Genomic DNA, 17,316 nt, shown 5'->3' on the forward strand with positions numbered 1-17,316 from the left:
ATCTACCTCGCGTTCGTGCACGTTCGGGTGCACCCATGCGTACCGAGGTAGCTTCCGTTTTGCGGGATTAAGTGTGGGGGGATAATCCCGCTACTTCGAGGGCCTTGAGAAGCTGCCCCCTCCCATGCTCGTCGGCTACTGCAACGCGCTGATCCTCAGGCAGCCCGGCGAGCTTTGCCATCATCATCTCCCGCATCTTACGGTAGGTACCAAGAGCCAGCTCATGCTTGACGTCGCCCGCCTCGAACTGTTTGTGCCAATCCGCCGAACTCGCACGGAGGTCCCTACTCCGACGCGAGGGGCGCAAGGCAAAATCAGAGAGCTCCGGGACCAGCTTCTGCACCTGGTCGCAGGCCGCGCGCTTCGACATCCCACCCTCGATCCACCACTGGATTGCCAACGCGGTGCAGGCCCTCGCCATCCAAATCTGACCAGGATCGATAGGGCGATTTCCCGGGTTCTCAGCTGCTAAGAACGGAGCGGTCCTCCCGTTGTCGAGATCTCGCAATGCGATAGTCAAATCCAGAATTCTCTTCGGCGCTGTCGAACTCTCAAACTCTTGCTCCAGGAAATCTACGATCAGCTCGAGAGCATTGATGTGGCGATGCCGATCAAGCTTGAACCTGTTAGAATAGTTGCGAGCAGGGTCCGTATAAGCCGCCTCGATCTGCCTCAAGAATTCCTGCAGCCTTGACGTTGTTTGGATGACATCTTTCGACATGAGCTGTTCCTACCGCTCGATTCGAAGTTGGTCCAACAAGTCCGCCCACCACTGCATCATTCGGACCCGCTCATCCCAGAATTCACCCCTCGCGTAGGCGCGGCGGATGGCGTTCTGCTCGACATGCGCCAGCTGACGCTCGATCGCATCCGCGTGCCAGAGGCCGGACTCGTTGGCAATGGTCGCGAAGGTCGCCCGGAAGCCGTGGCTCGTCATCTGGTCGGGGCCGAAGCCGATCCGGCGCAGCGCCTGGTTCAGAGTGTTCTCGCTGATCGGCTTCTGCGCGCTGGTGGTCCCGGCAAAGACCAGATCCGAGCGACGGGCGACCTCGCGGTACTCTTCCAGGATCTCGATGGCCTGCCTGGGTAGGGGGATCTTGTGCGGCCGCCGCATCTTGGTGCGCGCGGCCGGAATGCTCCAGACCTTGGCTTCCAGGTCGAACTCCTCCCACTTCGCCAGCCTGAGTTCGCCGGGGCGGGGCACGAGCAACGCCAGAAGCTGCAGGGCCACCTTGGTCGCCGGCTGGCCCTGGTACCCGTCGATGGCTTGCAGGAGCGGCCCCAGCCCCTTCGGGTCCGTAACCGCGGCCCGGTGCTTCACCCGAGGCGTAGTCAGAGCTCCTCGCAGTGCGCCAGTCGGGTCGTTCTCGGCGCGCCCGATCGCGATCGCATACCGGAAGACCGAACCGATAGCCGATCGAAGCCGGATTGCGGTCTCGTGAAAGCCCTTGCCCTCGACCTCGCGCAGAACCTCCAGGACCTCACGAGCCGAGATCTCGTGGATCGGCCGGGAGCCGAGGCGCGGTCGAACGAGCCGCATCAGCCACTCGCGCTTCGAGAGCGTCGCCTCGGCCCGGCCCTCCCGCTTCAGCTTCTCGAACAGCTCCCCGGCGATTGCCTCGAAGGAGTTGTCGACCGAGGCCGCCGCCTTGGCGGCCATCTTCTCGAAGGAGGGATCGGCTCCCGCGATCAGCTGCCGCCGCACATTGTCGCGGGCCTGTCGGGCAGCGGCTAACGAGACCAGGGGGTACGAGCCCAAGGCCAGAAGCTTCTGCCTGCCGTGCAGGCGATAGGCGAGCCGCCAGAGCTTCGATCCGGTCGGCATGAGCCACAGCTGGAGGCCGCCGCCGTCGGACAGCTTCTTCAGCTTGCCCTCGGGCTTCAGGTTTCGAATCGCGGTGTCGGTGAGGGGCATCGGCGCTCTCCTGGGGGAGACCAGGTACAAGCGCCAATGTAGGGGAGACCAACAGATCTACCAACAAAACGGCTGGCTGCAGGCAAACTTGCACAGACGGGTCTGGACACCTAGGAAGGCTAAGCTCCTGCCCGCTCTGGGATTTCTGGACAACTCCGGACAAATACGGACAAGCTTATGGTGCCCAGGAGAGGACTCGAACCTCCACGGCTTTCACCACTGGTACCTGAAACCAGCGCGTCTACCAATTCCGCCACCTGGGCAACGGCGGGGACGTTTAGGGGGTCTCGCGGGGCTTGTCAACGACCGTCGCCGGGGTGGCGCGCTGAGCCGCGGTTCGGTCGGGGAGGGCGCCGCGGAGCCTCGGGCGCGAGCGGCGTCTTAACCGGTTGGTCACCGCGAATCGGCTAGCTGGTGGGGTTGGGCGGGCCGCCCGGACGGCGCGTCGCTTGGGGACTTTCCGCATGGGACGGACGGCGCGGACGGCCATTGGAGCCGCCTTCTCCCTCATCCTGGCCGTGACGTCGGCCGCCGCCGGCCAGAACGGTCGCCGGCAGGACGTCGACGACCGGGTCGCGGCCCGGGTCCGCAGCGCCATCGGCCCGGCCGCCGACGGCATCGACGGCCAGCCCCGGATCATCGGCGGCACCAAGGCGCCACCCGCCTCCTGGCCCGCGGTCGTGGCGCTTGTCCGGGCCGGCGTCCCCGCCGACTACGACGCCCAGTTCTGCGGCGGCACGCTGGTCGGCCCGCGTTGGGTGCTCACGGCCGCCCATTGCGTCTTCGACATCACCGAATCCCAGCTGGAGATCCTGCAGGGCACCCAGATCCTCTCGACCACCGGCTCCCTCGGCACCCGCCACGCGGTCGCGGCCATCCACGTCCATCCCGACTGGGACAGCACGAGCTTCGAGAACGACGTCGCGCTCGTCGAACTGGCCGCCGACATCGCGGGCGCCCCCACGCTGCCGATGCTCGGCGGCGGACGTCCGGCCCGTCTCGCCCGCGCCGGCACCGGGGTCACGGCGATCGGCTGGGGTGCGACCGACAAGGCGGGCACCGTCTACCCGACCGAGCTCCGGCAGGTCTCGCTCGAGGTGGTCCGACGCGCCGAGTGCAATGAGAAGAAGTCCTACGACGGCGAGGTCGCCCGCACGATGCTGTGCGCCGCGAGCCCGAAGGCCGGCGCCCGCGACAGCTGCAACGGCGATTCCGGCGGCCCGCTCCTTGTCCGCGATCGCGACAACGGCGGCCAGTGGACGATCGCGGGCCTGGTCAGCTGGGGCAAGGCTTGCGCACTCAAGCGCTTCCCCGGCGTCTATACCCGCGTCGCCGCGGTCTCCCCCTGGGTGCGCACCACCATGGCGACGGTCTCGCCGTCGCCCGCCCCGGATCCCCGCCGCTGCCGCAAGCTCGACGGCGCCGACGCGCAGGCCTGCTGGAACGCGGTGATCGCCGCGGCGGAACGCCGGCTCGATCGCATGGTCGCCGAGGTCGGCGCGAGCCTCGGTCCCGACCGGCTGGCGGCGCTGCGCTCCGGCCAGGCCGCCTGGCGCTCCGCCCTGACCGGCCTGTGCCGCGCCGCCGAGACGATCGAGGGGACGTCGGCCGGCCGGGCCTGCATCGCCAAGGCGCTCGACCGCCGCATCGCCGACCTCGCCGCCCTGCCGGTCGAGACGGAGGACTGACGCCCGCGACCCCTTCGACCATCGGCGGCCTCGCGCGCCTCCGGCCGATTGCGTATCGGTACCCCCCGGTGCCTTCACAGGGTCGGCCCGACCCGGTATGAACGCGCCCGACGGCGCGCCGCCGCGACCGGCCGCGCCCCGCGAAACCGAGGGTAGGACCCGTCATGACCGCACCGCTCAACGGAAAACTCGTCACCGTCTTCGGCGGCTCCGGCTTCGTCGGCCGCTACGTGGTGCGCGCCTTCGCGCAGGCCGGCTGGCGCGTGCGCGCCGCCTGCCGCCGCCCGGACCTGGCGGGCCACCTGCAGCCCTACGGCGCGGTCGGCCAGATCCAGGCCGTGCAGGCGAACCTGCGCCCCGAGCACCGCTGGTCGGTGGACCGGGCCGTCCACGGCGCCGACGCGGTCGTCAACCTGGTCGGCATCCTGCACGCCTCCGGCCACCAGACCTTCGAGGCCGTGCAGGCGGAAGGCCCGGGCATCGTCGCCGAGGCCGCCCGGGCCGCCGGCATCGGCGCGGTCGTCCAGGTCTCCGCCATCGGGGCAGACGCCGAGTCGTCCTCCGTCTACGCCCGCAGCAAGGCTGCCGGCGAAGCCGCCGTGCTCGCGGCCGTCCCCGGCGCGGTAATCCTGCGCCCCTCGATCGTCTTCGGCCCCGAGGACGACTTCTTCAACCGCTTCGCCGGCATGGCGCGCCTGTCGCCCGTGCTGCCGCTGATCGGCGGTGGCGAGACCCGGTTCCAGCCCGTCTATGTGGGTGACGTCGCCGCCGCGGCCTTCACGGCGGCCACCGGCGGAGCGAAGCCGGGCACCGTCTACGAGCTCGGCGGCCCGGAGGTGAAGACCTTCCGCGCGCTCATGGAGGAGATGCTGGAGGTCGTCGGGCGCCGGCGCATCCTCCTGCCGATTCCCTTCGGCCTCGCGCGCCTCCAGGCGAAGGTCCTGCAGCTCCTCCCCAGCCCGCTCCTCACCGAGGACCAGGTCGAGGTCCTCAAGGTCGACAACGTCGTCTCCGAGGCGGCGATCCGGGACGGTCGGACCCTGAGCGGCCTCGGCATCGAGGCCCGCACGCTCGCCTCTATCCTGCCGAGCTACCTCTGGCGCTTCCGCCAGTCCGGCCAGTTCGATACCCGCCGGACCGCCTGACGCCGCCGGTTCCGCGCCGCCCCGATCCGCGCTAGCCTGCCGGCGACGAGCGCGGCGGAGGAGCCCTTGCGCACAGCCCTGACCCGACGGGCCCTGCTGGCCGGCGCCGCCCTCGGCCTCGCCGGCGGCCCGGGCGCGGGTGTCCCGGCCGGCGCCGACCCGGTCGGCCGGCGCGTCGCCCTGGTGGTCGGCAATGCCGCCTATGCCCGCTTCCCCGCCCTGAAGAACCCGCGTGCCGACGCCGAGGACGTGGCCGCGGCCCTGCGGGCGCTCGGGTTCGAAACCGCCGCGCTGACCGATCTCGACCGGGACGGCTTCGCGGCGGCGCTCGGCGCCTTCGCGTCGACCCTCGCCGGGGCCGACGTCGCCCTCTTCTTCTTCGCCGGCCATGCGATCGTCGACCGCGGCCGGCAATACTTGGTGCCGGTCGACGCGGCCTACGAGGACGATGCGGCGTCCCGGCGGGACTTCGTCGAGACCGACGCGGTGCGCGACCTGATGGCCGCCGTCCGCGGCGTCCGCATCCTGGTGCTCGACGCCTGCCGGAACGAGCCGCTGCGCCTGCGCGACGATCCCGGGGGCGGGCGGGCGGCCCCCCGGCCGGCATCGGGCCCGGACGCGCCGCGCGGCACCGTCACCCTCTACGCGACGGCGGGCCTCGACGTGGCGGAGGACGGAGACGCCCGCAACAGCCCCTTCACGGCCGCCTTCCTGGCGCGCCTGCCCGAGCCCGACCTGGAGATCCTGCCCTTCTTCCGGGCGGTCGGCCGGGACGTCACGGACCGGACGGGCGGCCGCCAGGTGCCCGAGCTCGCCTTCACGGTCGGGGATGCGGTCAGGCTCAATCCGTCGGGGTCCGACGCGGCCGGCTGGGCACGCGTCGGCGCCTCGGGCCGGGCCGCCGATCTCCGGGCCTTCCTGGCCCTCCACCCCGCCTCGCCCTTCGTGGACGCGGCGCGGCGCCGCCTCGCGGACCTGTCGGCCGGAAACTAGGGGAGGGCGCTCCGCTCCGCCGCCACCGGCGCCGCGAGGCCGGCCTGCTTGGTCGTCAGGTGGCCGGGCGGCACGAAGGCGATCATCACGAGGCCGAGCGCGCCGACCACGATGCGCCACCATGCGAAGGGCGCGAAGCCGTGGCGCGACACGATGTCGAGGAACAGCTTGACGACGATCAGCCCGGCCACGAAGGCCGCCGCGAAGCCGAGCGCGATGAACTGCACCTCGCCGAGGTCGAGCGTCGCGCGGTTCTTGTAGAGGTCGTACGTGAAGGCGCCGACCATCGTCGGCATGGCGAGGAAGAAGGAGAACTCCGCCGCCGAGCGCTTGTCGGTGCCCATCAGGAGCGCACCCGCGATGGTCGAGCCGGAGCGCGACACGCCCGGGATGAGTGCCAGGCACTGGCAGAGCCCGATGCGGAACGACAGCCCGAGCGGGTAGCTCATCACGTCGGTATAGCGCGGCTTCAGGTGCATCCGGTCGATCAGGAGCAGGATGATGCCGCCGACGATCAGCGCGATGCAGATCGTCGTGGGTGATTCGAACAGGATCGTCTTGATGAAGCCGTGCAGCCCCGCGCCGATCACGGCCGCCGGCAGAAAGGCGAGCAGGATGCCGATGACGAAGCGTCGCGCCCCCGGGTCGCTCGGCAGCGCCAGCGCGATGGCGAGGAGCTTGCGGAAGTAGACGAGCAGGATTGCCAGGATGGCGCCGAGCTGGATCAGGACCACGAAGGTCTTCCAGCTCGCGCCCTCGCCGTCCACGCCGAGAAAATGGCCGAGCAGCAGGAGATGGCCGGTCGAGGAGACGGGCAGGAACTCGGTGAGACCTTCCACGGCGCCGAACACCAGCGCCTCGACCACGCGATCGATATTCATTCAGGAAACCTCATCGGAAAAAGCGGAGCCGGCGGCGAAGCAGGGTTGTTCACGGCCCGCGCGGGCTCTATACCCGATCCCCGCCCGAATGGCCAAGTCGGCCGGTTCCCTCGCGGCCGGCGGGCGCGGCTCCGCCCGGCGCCGGGGCGGCCGAACCGTACGAACGTGGCGGTCCGCATGCTGAAAGTCTTCCATCATCCCTTCTCGGCGAGTTCGCGCTTCGTCCGCCTGATCACGGCCGAGTACGGGATCCAGTCCGAGTTCGTGGTCGAGCGCCCCTGGGAACGTCGCCGCGAGTTCCTGCTCATGAACCCGGCCGGCACGCTGCCCGTGCTCAGCGAGAACGGCGGCCCGCCAATCTGCGGCCCCGGCCCGATCATGGAGTACATCGACGAGACTCGCGGCTACGCCATGGCGGAGCGCCGGCTGATGCCCAACCATGCCGAGATCCGCGCCGAGGTGCGCCGGCTCGTCGAATGGTTCCTGGGCAAGTTCGAGGGCGAGGTGACCGGCTACCTGGTCAACGAGAAGATCTACAAGCTCGAGATGCCGCGCGACGCCGGCGGCGGCGCCCCGGATTCGGCCGTGCTGCGGGCCGCCCGCGCCAACATCAAGCATCATCTGAAATATGTCGGCTACCTCGCCGGCACGCGTGACTGGCTCGCCGGCCCGAAGCTCTCCTTCGCCGACCTCGCCGCCGCCGCGACGCTCTCCTGCGCCGACTACCTGGGCGAGGTCCCCTGGGAGGACGACGAGCAGGCCAAGCACTGGTACAGCCGCGTCAAGTCGCGCCCGTCCTTCCGGCCGATCCTCGCCGACCGGCTCCTCGCCATGCCGCCGGCCTCCCACTACGCCGACCTGGATTTCTGAGCCGATGGCCTCCGGCAAGCCCTTCGTCATCGCCATCGACGGCCCCGCCGCGGCCGGCAAGGGCACGCTCGCCGAGCGTCTTGCCGCCCATTACGGCCTCGCCTACCTCGATACCGGCCTCCTCTACCGCGCGATCGGCCGCCTGATGGCCGACCGCGGCTTCGACCTCGACGATCCGGTGATCGCCGGCCAGATCGCCGAGGCGCTCGACCCGGAGGACCTCACGCACCCGGGCCTGCGCGGCCGCGAGGCCGGCGAGTTCGCCTCCCGGGTCGCCGTGCACCCGTCGGTCCGCTCCGCCCTCGTCGCCTTCCAGCGCGGCTTCGCGGGCCGCGCACCCGGCGCGGTCCTGGACGGCCGCGACATCGGCACGGTCATCTGCCCGGACGCCGACGTGAAGATCTTCGTCACCGCCTCGCCGGAGGTCCGCGCCCGCCGCCGCACCGACGAACTCGCCGCCAAGGGCCGCGACGTCGACTACGAGCGCATCCTCGCCGAGGTCCGCGAGCGCGACGCCCGGGATTCGGGCCGCGCGACCGCGCCCCTCAAGGCCGCCGACGACGCCGTCATCCTCGATACCAGCGCCCTCGACCGGGAAGGCGCCTTCCGGGCCGCCGTGGCGATTGTCGACGCCCGCCGCTGACATCCCGCGCCGAGGATGGCGGCCCGTGGCGATCCTAGGCCGCGCCGCCTTGCCCCGTGGCCGCAAAGCCGCTATATCCCACCGCGTTTTCGAGCGGGCGCCCCGGCCGGGGCGTGTCCGTGCGCGCCGGGGCAACCGCGGGTCCGAACCCTGCTCCCCACGCGCGGATCCCTCGCAGAAGACGGGAAGTGTGGTCTCGACTGTCGTTCGCCAGCGCCGGCTCGCGGGAGCTTTCCCGCGGACGTTCCCTCCGTCCGGAGGGGCCGGGCGGCACCGGGGCCTTCGTCAACCCGAACCCGCCGGCGCATGCCGCGATCCGCGGCCCTAGGAGCGTTAATGTCTCAACTGAACCCCACCCGCGAGGATTTCGCGGCCCTTCTCGAAGAGTCCTACACCGGCGGCGAGCTGTTCGAAGGCACCGTCGTCAAGGGCACCATCGTGGCCATCGAGAAGGACCTCGCGGTCATCGACGTCGGCCTCAAGGTCGAGGGCCGCGTGGCCCTGAAGGAATTCGGCGTCCAGGCGCGCGACGGCGCCCTCAAGGTCGGCGACATCGTCGAGGTCTATCTCGACCGCGTCGAGAACGCGCTCGGCGAGGCTGTCATCAGCCGCGAGAAGGCGCGCCGCGAGGAGAGCTGGACCCGCCTCGAGGAGGCCTTCAACAAGAACGAGAAGGTCACCGGCATCATCTTCAACCAGGTCAAGGGCGGCTTCACGGTCGACCTCGACGGCGCCGTGGCGTTCCTGCCGCGCTCCCAGGTGGACATCCGCCCGGTCCGCGACGTCGGCCCGCTGATGCACATCCCGCAGCCCTTCCAGATCCTCAAGATGGACAAGCGCCGCGGCAACATCGTCGTGTCGCGCCGGACCGTCCTCGAGGAGACCCGCGCGGAGCAGCGCTCCGAGCTCGTCCAGAGCCTGCAGGAGGGCCAGATCGTCGACGGCGTGGTCAAGAACATCACCGACTACGGTGCGTTCGTGGACCTCGGCGGCATCGACGGCCTGCTGCACGTCACCGACATCGCCTGGCGCCGCATCAACCATCCGAGCGAGGTCCTCTCGATCGGCCAGACCGTGCGCGTCCAGATCATCCGCGTGAACCCCGAGACCCACCGCATCTCCCTCGGCATGAAGCAGCTCGAGGCGGATCCGTGGGAGGGCATCGCCGCCAAGTACCCGGTCGGCACCAAGTTCACCGGCCGCGTGACCAACATCACCGACTACGGCGCCTTCGTGGAGCTGGAGCCGGGGATCGAGGGCCTGATCCACGTCTCCGAGATGTCCTGGACCAAGAAGAACGTCCACCCGGGCAAGATCGTCTCCACCTCCCAGGAGGTCGAGGTGATGGTGCTCGAGGTCGATCCGGTCAAGCGCCGCATCTCGCTCGGCCTGAAGCAGACCCTGGCGAACCCCTGGGAGAGCTTCGTGGACAAGCACCCGATCGGGTCGGTGGTCGAGGGCGAGGTCAAGAACAAGACCGAGTTCGGCCTCTTCGTCGGCCTCGACGGCGACGTGGACGGCATGGTCCACCTCTCCGACCTCGACTGGAACCGTCCGGGCGAGCAGGTCATCGAGGAGTTCCGCCGCGGCGACAAGATCAAGGCCGTGGTCCTCGACGTCGATGTCGAGAAGGAGCGCATCTCCCTCGGCGTCAAGCAGCTCGCCGGCGACCCCTTCGAGAAGGCGGGCGACCTGCGCCGCGGCTCGATCGTCACCTGCGAGATCCTCGAGGTGAAGGACTCCGGCCTGGAGGTGAAGATCGTGGACACCGAGTTCACGACCTTCATCAAGCGGTCCGAGCTCAGCCGTGACCGCGGCGAGCAGCGTCCCGAGCGCTTCGCCGCCGGCGAGCGTGTCGACGCCCGCGTGGTCCAGTTCGACCGCAAGACCCGCAAGGTCCAGGTGTCGATCAAGGCCCTCGAAGTCGCGGAAGAGAAGGAGGCGATCGCCCAGTTCGGTTCGTCCGACTCGGGCGCCTCGCTCGGCGACATCCTCGGCGCGGCCCTCAAGGCCCGCCAGGACGGCGACAAGTAAGACCCGGGGACAAGCGCGAGGCCGCGGGCCTCACGCCGACTTCCCGCGACTGTGACCGGAGCGTGGCCCGACCGCCGCGCTCCGGTCTTTCGTTTTGTGGTCCCGTGCTGCCATGATGGCCCGATCGCCGCGCGCCCGTGAGGCGCGACCCGGTTTTCCCGGGGTCCGGCGGATTTGAGGAGGATGGCATGGGCGATCCGATAGCCCTCGACGGTCCCGTGGGCCTCCGCTTCCGCACCCAGAACGTCGCGAACACGAACATCGACCAGCAACGGGTGATCTACCTGCTGGCCTCGATCCCCTCCTCGGAGGGCGGCATGGGGGACGAGTGGGCCGTCCAGCCGCTCGCCGGGCCGGACCGCCAGTGCCCCAAGCACGTCGCCGACGCGATCTGGAAATTCCAGTCCTTCTGGAAGGCCAGGGGCGTCTTCCGGCACATCGACGGGGTCGTCGACCCGGGGATGAACACGCTCCGGCAGATGAACAAGCTCGCCGGCAACGCGGTCCCGCCGGGCCCCGCCCCGAACGCTCCCGATCCGAAGACGAGCGCCGAGGGCGCCAAGCCGCTGGCCGCCGCGCTCGTCGCCGACGCCGTCGGGGCCATCCTCCAATATGCCCTGTCGGCCATGAACGGGTTCGACATGCCCCGCTCCCCGCTGATCCGCACGGCCCTGGAGACGCATTTCCGCTTCGGCACGGACGGGGGCGGACGGGCGGAGAACGATCTCCTCGACGTGATCCTGGCCAACTACCGGGAGGTCCAGGGCGTCTTCCAGAACAGCGGGACGATCTGGCGGTCCGCCACCGAGAGCGAGTGGAAGGCCGACACCGGCAAGACCGACCCGGCGGGCATGGACCCGGCCTATGCGGTCCACCGCAGCTACATCAAGTTCACGCCGGCCTTCCGTCCCTGGGATCCCGACCGGCGTCAGGGCCAGGGCCCGCAGAGCGCCGCCGCCATCCTGATCCACGAGAGCATCCACTACGTCGACCGCGGCGCGCCGGACTTCGCCTACGAATGGCAGCCGAACTACGAGTTCCTGACCATCGACGAGGCCATCCACAACCCGTCGAGCTATGCGAGCTTCGCGGCCCACATCCGCCGAGGCTTCGACCGCCCGCGCCCCGGCGCCGGCAACCCGTCGCTCTGACCGTCGGTCCCGGCCGGCCCCCTGCGCGCTGCACCCTTGCCGCTCCTGCCCGCGGCTGCTACCCCTCGTGGCCCTGGAGGCCATGCATGTCACTCGATCCCGACGTCATTCTCGACCGGCGCCGCCTCAAGCGGAAGCTCGGCTTCTGGCGCATCGCGGCCTTCGTGGCCGTGGCCGTCGCCCTTGTCGTCGGCCTCGCGGAGTCGGGCACCCTGAAGGGCGTCTTCGAGCGGTCCGCCCCGCACGTCGCCCGCGTCACCATCTCGGGCTTCATCCGCCCGGACCGGAACTTCGACGAGATGCTGGAGCGCATCGCCAAGTCAAGCTCGGTCAAGGGCGTCATCGTCGAGATCAACAGTCCCGGCGGCGCGACCTCGGGCGGCGAGGCCCTCTACGAAGGCCTGCGCAAGCTGTCGGCCAAGAAGCCGGTCGTCACCCACGTCGACAGCCTGGCGGCCTCCGCGGGCTACATGGCCGCGCTCGGCACCGACCAGATCGTCGTCCGCCGCAGCGCCATCACGGGCTCGATCGGCGTGCTCGCCCAGTGGGCGGACGTGTCCGAACTGATGGGCCGCCTCGGCATCAAGCTGGAGGAGGTGAAGTCCTCGCCCCTGAAGGCCGAGCCGACCCCCTTCAAGCCGGCCTCGCCGGAGGCCAAGGCCGCCATCGAGTCCATGATCCGCGACAGCTACGGCTGGTTCGTCGGCCTGGTCGCCGAGCGCCGCGGCCTCTCCCCCGAGGCGGCCCGCGCGATCGGCGACGGCCGCGTCTTCACCGGCGCCCAGGCACTCGAGGCGAAGCTCGTCGACCAGCTCGGCGGTCCCGAGGTGGCGCAGCGCTGGCTCGAGACCGCCCGGGGCGTGCCGAAGGACCTCCCGGTCCGCGACTGGAAGCCGCGCGACGAAGGGGGCGTCTGGCCGCTGTCCCAATCCCTCGCCGCCTCCGCGACCCGCGGCGTCCTCTCGGCCCTCGGCCTCGACGGCCTGGCCGACCGTGCCCTCGCGCTTGACGGTCTGACCTCCGTTTGGCACCCTGCTCTTTCTGAAAAAACCAATGATTTCGGGGGGATTGGGCGATGATCAAATCGGAGCTCGTGCAGCGTCTGGCAGAACGGAACCCGCACCTCTACCAGAGGGACGTCGAGCACATCGTGAACGCCGTCCTCGACGAGGTCGGCAACGCGTTGATGCGCGGCGACCGGGTCGAATTGCGCGGCTTCGGTGCCTTCTCGGTCAAGAACCGCCCGTCTCGGACGGGGCGGAACCCCCGCACCGGCCAGAAGGTTGCCGTGACCGAGAAATATGTGCCCTTCTTCAAGACCGGCAAGGAAATGCGCGAGCGGCTGAACAACGGCGTCGATCTCGGCGATTGACCGGCGCCCGCAAGGAGATCCGAATGACTCGATTCCTCTGGTGGCTGATCGGCATCCCCGTGGGCATCATCCTCGTGACGCTCGCGGTCGCCAACCGCAAGTCCGTCACGGTGTCGCTCGACCCGTTCCAGCCCGACGCGCCGGCCCTCTCCTTCGCGCTCCCCCTGTTCCTGCTCTTCTTCAGCGTCCTGATGACCGGGGTCCTGCTCGGCGGCTGCGCCGTCTGGCTGAACCAGGGCCGCCATCGCAAGGCCGAGCGGCGCTGGCGCGAAGAGGCCGACCGCCTGCGCTGGGAGCGCGAGCGGACCATCGAGCGCGACCGCGAGACCCGCCGCGCGTCCCTGGCGGCGCTGCCGGCCCCGAGCGATCGCCGGGCGGCCTGAGCCCGCCGCCGGACGAACGCCCGGTCGTCGCCCCGTGTCGTCCGGCCGCCGAAGCACCGCTCGGGCGGGGCCGCGGCGTCGATCCCGAGCGAGGCCGGTCGCGGCCCGGAGCCAGCCATGCGCGTCGTCGATGCCGACCAGGTCGGCCAGCTTCTCGTCTATCCCGACCTCGTCGACGGGCTGGAGGCCGCCTTCCGCTCGCCCGTCGTGATCCCCGTGCGACACCACCACCCGGTGGCGCGCGGCGGCGAGGCGGAGGCCATCCTGCTCCTCATGCCCGCCTGGGACGACACCGCCGAGGCGGTCGCCGATGGCGCACTCATGGGCGTCAAGATCGTCACCGTCGTGCCCGGCAACGCGGCCCGCGGCAAGGCCAGCGTGGTCGGCGCCTACGTGCTCCTGTCGGGCGTGACGGGCGAGCCCCTCGCGGTCCTGGACGGCACCCGCCTGACGCTCCGCCGGACCGCCGCGGCCTCGGCGCTCGCCGCCCGCCACCTCGCCCGGCCCGACGCCTCGCGCCTCGTCATGGTCGGCGCCGGCGCGCTCGCCCCGCACCTGATCGAGGCCCATGCCAGCGTGCGGCCGATCCGCGAGGTCCTCGTCTGGAATCACAGGCCCGAGAAGGCCGAAGCCCTGGCCGCCCGCCTCGACGGTCGGCCCTGGCGCGTCACCGCCACCCGGGACCTGGCGGCCGCCGTCGCCGGCGCCGACATCGTCTCCGCCGCGACGCTGTCGGCCGAGCCGCTCGTCCGCGGCGCCTGGCTCCGGCCGGGCACCCACGTCGACCTCGTCGGCGGCTTCACCCCGGAGATGCGCGAGAGCGACGACGAGGCGGTCCGGCGCGCCCGCATTTTCGTCGACACCCGGGCGGGCGCCCTCAAGGAGGCCGGCGACATCGTCCGTCCCCTCGCGGCGGGCGTGATCGCGCCCGAGGCCGTCGAGGCCGACCTGTTCGACCTCTGCGCCGGCCGGCATCCGGGCCGGGGCAGCGCGGAGGAGATCACGCTCTTCAAGTCCGTCGGCACCGCGCTGGAGGATCTCGCCGCGGCCCGCATGGTCTGGAGCCGCCTCGGCGGCTGAGCCTCAGGCGTCCTGCGGCGCCGGGGTCATCCAGCCCATGGCGGCGCCGTTGCAATCGCGCACGATGACGATCCGGCCGACCCCGGGCACGTCCCAGGCGGGCCTCAGGACCGTGCCCCCGGCCGCCTCGACCCGTGCCGCCAGCGCGTCCACGTCCTCGACCGCCACATAGGGGAACCAGTGCTCGGGGATGCCGTCGAAGGCCGGCCCCGCCATGGTGAAGACGCCGGCGACCGGCGCCCCGTCCTGGCGCGCCACCCAGTAGGGCCCCTCCGGCATCGGCATCTCGTCGAAGGTCCAGCCCAAAAGCTCCCCGTAGAAGGCCCGGGCCGCGTCCGGGTTCCGGGTATTGAGCTCGTTCCACGTGAAGGTACCGTGCTTCCACATCGACTGCGTCCCCGCTCCTGCCCCCGGGCGAAGGTCGACGGCCTTCATGACCGCACGATGGCGGGGGGAGGGGATCGCAGGCTGGTCGGAAACAGGGTTACTGGATCGCTAACGGCGCCTGGGCCAGGTAGAGGATCCGCTTCTGCTCGACCCGGCCGCGCGCGACGGAATCGAGGATCAGCCCGCAGGCCGTGAACAGGAACGCGATCACCATCAGCCCCATGGCGAGCACCGCCGTCGGCAGCCGCGGCACGAGCCCTGTCTCCAGGAAGACCGCCAGCACGGGCGTGGCGAGGGCGAGCGAGAGCGCCCCGAATAGGCCGGCGAGGAGGCCGAAGAACACGGCCGGCCGGGTCTCCTTCATCAGCATCGCGATCATCATGAGGATCCGGAAGCCGTCCCGGAAGGTGGACAGCTTGGAGTGCGAGCCCTCCGGCCGGCGGCCGTAGTCGAGCTCGAGCTCGGCGGTCGGCATCTTCAGCTGGCTCGCGTGCACGCTCATCTCGGTCTCGATCTCGAAGCCGGACGAGACCGCCGGGAAGCTCTTGGCGAAGCGGCGCGTGAAGGCCCGGTAGCCCGAGAAGATGTCCGTGAAATCGCGGCCGAAGAGCCGGCCGTAGATCAGGTTGAACACCCGGTTGCCGAAGGCGTGCCCTTCGCGGCCCGCATCCTCGTGCACCCCCCGCCGGGTGCCGACCACCATGTCGGCGCGCTCCTCGATCAGCTTGGCGATCAGCGCCGGCGCCGCAGCCGCGTCGTAGGTGCCGTCGCCGTCCGCCATCACGTAGATGTCGGCGTCGATGTCGGCGAACATGCGCCGGACCACGTTGCCCTTGCCCTGCCGGCGCTCGCGCACCACCCGGGCCCCCGCCCGCGCGGCGATCGTCGCGGTGTCGTCGCTCGAATTGTTGTCGAATACGAAGATGCGCGCGCGCGGCAAGGTCCTGCGGAAGTCCCGGACCACCTCGGCGATCGTCAAGGCTTCGTTGTAGCAGGGAATCAGGATCGCGATGTCCAGGCCGTCGAAAGCATCCTGATCGGTCATGGTCGCCCGGTGCGCTCCAGTTGTTCAACTGGACTATGCGGGAACGGCCTTAAGCCCGCGTAAGGGGACGTGGTCAAACGGTCCTTAAGGCGAAACCTCGCATTCGACTCGAAGTCGCGGCCGAGCTTGCACGCGGCCGGCGGTCGCGCGAGTCTGCCGGAACCGTGAATCGCCGGCCGGCCGCCCGCGCCGGATCCGCCCGAGGGCCCGCATGAGACGTCTGCCGCTCCCCGTTCTCGCCGCCGCGCTCCTCTGGTCCGCGCCGCTCGCCGCCCAGTCGACCGGGGAGGAGGGGCAGTCCGAGATCGCCCGCGCCCGCGCCGAGCTTCCCAAGGACGCCGCCAAGGTCCTGTTCGGCGCCCAGACCCGGCCCGCCCCGTTGCCCGCCCGCTCCATCGGCGCCTATGCGCGCGGCTGCCTCGCCGGCGGCGTCGCGCTGCCCGTGAACGGCGCCGCTTGGCAGGTCATGCGCCTGTCGCGCAACCGAAACTGGGGCCACCCGGCGCTGATCGCCTACCTGGAGCGATTCGCCGTCGCCGCCCGCAAGGAGGGCTGGCCCGGCCTCCTCGTCGGCGACATGTCCCAGCCCCGCGGCGGCCCCATGCTGACCGGCCACGCCAGCCACCAGATCGGCCTCGACGCCGACGTCTGGCTCCGCCCCATGCCGGACCGCGAGTACGCGCCGGAGGAGCGCGAGTCGGTGAGCGCCATCTCCATGCTGAAGTCCGGCACCCGCGAGATCGACCCGGCGATCTGGACGGAGGCCCACGCCCGCCTGATCCGCCGCGCCGCCTCCGATCCCGAGGTGGCCCGCATCTTCGTGCATCCGGCGATCAAGAAGGCCCTGTGCGACTGGAGGCCCGCCGGCGAAGGCTCTCGCGCCTGGCTCACCAAGGTCCGCCCCTGGTACGGCCACAACTACCATTTCCACGTCCGCCTAGCCTGTCCGGCCGGCGCCGACTGCAAGGACCAGGACCCGCCGCCGACCGGCGACGGCTGCGGCGCGGATCTCGCCTGGTGGCTCGGGCCCGAGCCCTGGAAGCCCTCGCCCCCGAGCCCGCCGAAGCCGCCTCTCAGGCTGGCCGATCTCCCCGAGGCCTGCGCCCAGGTGCTGGCGAAATAGTCGCCGGAGGGGTCGGCGCGCCGCCTCACTTGCCGGCGCCGATCGTGCCTTCGTAGGAGGTCTGGCCGGACAGCTTGTCCATCAGCGCGAGCAGCACGCCCGTGATCACGAACACGAGGTGGATGATGGTCATCCACATGATCTCGCGCTCGGTGAATTTGGGCAGGCCCATGAACACCTTGAGGAGGTGGATCCCCGAGATCGCCACCATGGAGGCGATCAGCTTCATCTTGAGGGCGCCGAAGTCGACCTTCCCGTGCCAGTCCGGCCGGTCCTCGTGGTCGCCGATGTCGAACTTGGAGACGAAGTTCTCGTAGCCGGAGAAGATCACGATCAGCAGCAGGTTTCCGGCGAGCGACAGGTCGATGAGCGTCAGCACGCCGAGGACGACGTCCGATTCGCCCGCCGAGAAGACGGTCAGGACGAAATGGACGAGTTCCTGAACGAACTTGACGAGGAGGCCCGCCAGGGCGAGCACGAGCCCGACATAGAAGGGGGCGAGCAGCCAGCGGCTGGCGAAGAGGCCGCGTTCCAGATTCCGTTCGATCATGGCTCCGTGCGCCTCCCGCAAAGCACCCCACCTTGCGAATAGCCGCTTCCGTGGCG

General features: G+C 70.5%; 18 protein-coding genes and 1 tRNA gene. 12 read left to right on the top strand and 7 right to left on the bottom strand.

Translation table 11 applies throughout. The features are described from left to right. Positions 1-67 precede the first annotated feature (67 nt). The 3 genes from WBG79_RS03730 to WBG79_RS03740 all read right to left on the bottom strand — a co-directional run bounded on the left by WBG79_RS03730 (position 68) and on the right by WBG79_RS03740 (position 2,178). Positions 68-721 carry a hypothetical protein gene (locus WBG79_RS03730; protein WP_337355764.1) on the bottom strand — a complete coding sequence of 218 codons (654 nt, stop codon included), beginning with the start codon at positions 719-721 and terminating at the stop codon, positions 68-70. Between the two features lie 9 nt (positions 722-730). Further along, on the bottom strand, positions 731-1,915 hold the full coding sequence (locus WBG79_RS03735; RefSeq protein ID WP_337355765.1) for a tyrosine-type recombinase/integrase: 1,185 nt from the start codon (positions 1,913-1,915) through the stop codon (positions 731-733). 178 nt (positions 1,916-2,093) lie between these two features. Beyond that, a tRNA-Leu gene (locus tag WBG79_RS03740) sits at positions 2,094-2,178 on the bottom strand. Positions 2,179-2,379: 201 nt separating this feature from the next. Between WBG79_RS03740 and WBG79_RS03745 the strand changes: the two genes are divergently transcribed. From WBG79_RS03745 to WBG79_RS03755, 3 genes are all read left to right on the top strand, one after another. Continuing rightward, entirely contained in the window at positions 2,380-3,603 is a 1,224-nt protein-coding gene (locus WBG79_RS03745; RefSeq protein ID WP_337355766.1) for a serine protease, read from the top strand. Positions 3,604-3,767: 164 nt separating this feature from the next. Beyond that, positions 3,768-4,748 (top strand): complex I NDUFA9 subunit family protein, encoded by a 981-nt coding sequence (locus tag WBG79_RS03750; RefSeq protein ID WP_337355767.1) that lies wholly within the window; start codon positions 3,768-3,770, stop codon positions 4,746-4,748. A gap of 66 nt (positions 4,749-4,814) precedes the next feature. Then, positions 4,815-5,741 (top strand): caspase family protein, encoded by a 927-nt coding sequence (locus WBG79_RS03755; protein ID WP_337355768.1) that lies wholly within the window; start codon positions 4,815-4,817, stop codon positions 5,739-5,741. Here WBG79_RS03755 and WBG79_RS03760 read toward each other — a convergent pair. Beyond that, positions 5,738-6,622, bottom strand: a complete 885-nt coding sequence (locus WBG79_RS03760; protein WP_337355769.1) for an undecaprenyl-diphosphate phosphatase — start codon at positions 6,620-6,622, stop codon at positions 5,738-5,740. The genes WBG79_RS03755 and WBG79_RS03760 overlap by 4 nt on opposite strands. Positions 6,623-6,799: 177 nt before the next feature. On the opposite strand from WBG79_RS03760, the gene WBG79_RS03765 reads away from it, so the two are divergent. The 8 genes from WBG79_RS03765 (at position 6,800) to WBG79_RS03800 (ending at position 14,155) form a co-directional block, all read left to right on the top strand. Next, complete coding sequence (locus WBG79_RS03765; RefSeq protein WP_337355770.1) at positions 6,800-7,492, top strand: glutathione S-transferase family protein; 693 nt, start codon at positions 6,800-6,802, stop codon at positions 7,490-7,492. 4 nt (positions 7,493-7,496) lie between these two features. Next, positions 7,497-8,135, top strand: a complete 639-nt coding sequence (cmk, locus tag WBG79_RS03770; RefSeq protein ID WP_337355771.1) for a (d)CMP kinase — start codon at positions 7,497-7,499, stop codon at positions 8,133-8,135. A 336-nt stretch (positions 8,136-8,471) separates the two neighbouring features. Beyond that, positions 8,472-10,169 (top strand): 30S ribosomal protein S1, encoded by a 1,698-nt coding sequence (gene rpsA / locus WBG79_RS03775; protein ID WP_337355772.1) that lies wholly within the window; start codon positions 8,472-8,474, stop codon positions 10,167-10,169. A 188-nt stretch (positions 10,170-10,357) separates the two neighbouring features. Further along, positions 10,358-11,320 (top strand): hypothetical protein, encoded by a 963-nt coding sequence (locus WBG79_RS03780; protein ID WP_337355773.1) that lies wholly within the window; start codon positions 10,358-10,360, stop codon positions 11,318-11,320. A gap of 86 nt (positions 11,321-11,406) precedes the next feature. Next, positions 11,407-12,399, top strand: a complete 993-nt coding sequence (gene sppA, locus WBG79_RS03785) for a signal peptide peptidase SppA (RefSeq protein WP_337355774.1) — start codon at positions 11,407-11,409, stop codon at positions 12,397-12,399. Continuing rightward, a complete protein-coding gene (locus tag WBG79_RS03790; protein ID WP_337355775.1) occupies positions 12,396-12,692 on the top strand; it encodes an integration host factor subunit beta in 297 nt (98 codons plus the stop codon). Before sppA ends, WBG79_RS03790 begins: the two co-directional genes overlap by 4 nt. Before the next feature lie 23 nt (positions 12,693-12,715). After that, positions 12,716-13,075 (top strand): lipopolysaccharide assembly protein LapA domain-containing protein, encoded by a 360-nt coding sequence (locus WBG79_RS03795; protein WP_337355776.1) that lies wholly within the window; start codon positions 12,716-12,718, stop codon positions 13,073-13,075. Positions 13,076-13,192: 117 nt separating this feature from the next. Further along, a complete protein-coding gene (locus WBG79_RS03800) occupies positions 13,193-14,155 on the top strand; it encodes an ornithine cyclodeaminase family protein (protein WP_337355777.1) in 963 nt (320 codons plus the stop codon). A gap of 3 nt (positions 14,156-14,158) precedes the next feature. Here the strand turns inward: WBG79_RS03800 and WBG79_RS03805 are convergent, their stop codons facing one another. Continuing rightward, positions 14,159-14,542, bottom strand: coding sequence for a VOC family protein (locus tag WBG79_RS03805; protein ID WP_337355778.1), 384 nt, complete (start codon positions 14,540-14,542; stop codon positions 14,159-14,161). 97 nt (positions 14,543-14,639) lie between these two features. Beyond that, positions 14,640-15,587 carry a glycosyltransferase gene (locus WBG79_RS03810; RefSeq protein ID WP_337355779.1) on the bottom strand — a complete coding sequence of 316 codons (948 nt, stop codon included), beginning with the start codon at positions 15,585-15,587 and terminating at the stop codon, positions 14,640-14,642. Positions 15,588-15,798: 211 nt separating this feature from the next. Here WBG79_RS03810 and mepA point away from each other — a divergent pair, with 211 nt between their 5' ends. Then, positions 15,799-16,710 (top strand): penicillin-insensitive murein endopeptidase, encoded by a 912-nt coding sequence (gene mepA / locus WBG79_RS03815; protein ID WP_337355780.1) that lies wholly within the window; start codon positions 15,799-15,801, stop codon positions 16,708-16,710. Positions 16,711-16,735: 25 nt separating this feature from the next. Here mepA and WBG79_RS03820 read toward each other — a convergent pair whose 3' ends face one another. Then, positions 16,736-17,260, bottom strand: coding sequence for a TIGR00645 family protein (locus WBG79_RS03820; RefSeq protein ID WP_337355781.1), 525 nt, complete (start codon positions 17,258-17,260; stop codon positions 16,736-16,738). Positions 17,261-17,316 lie beyond the last annotated feature (56 nt).

The sequence above is a fragment of the Prosthecomicrobium sp. N25 genome, from assembly GCF_037203705.1.
GTDB lineage: Bacteria > Pseudomonadota > Alphaproteobacteria > Rhizobiales > Ancalomicrobiaceae > Prosthecodimorpha.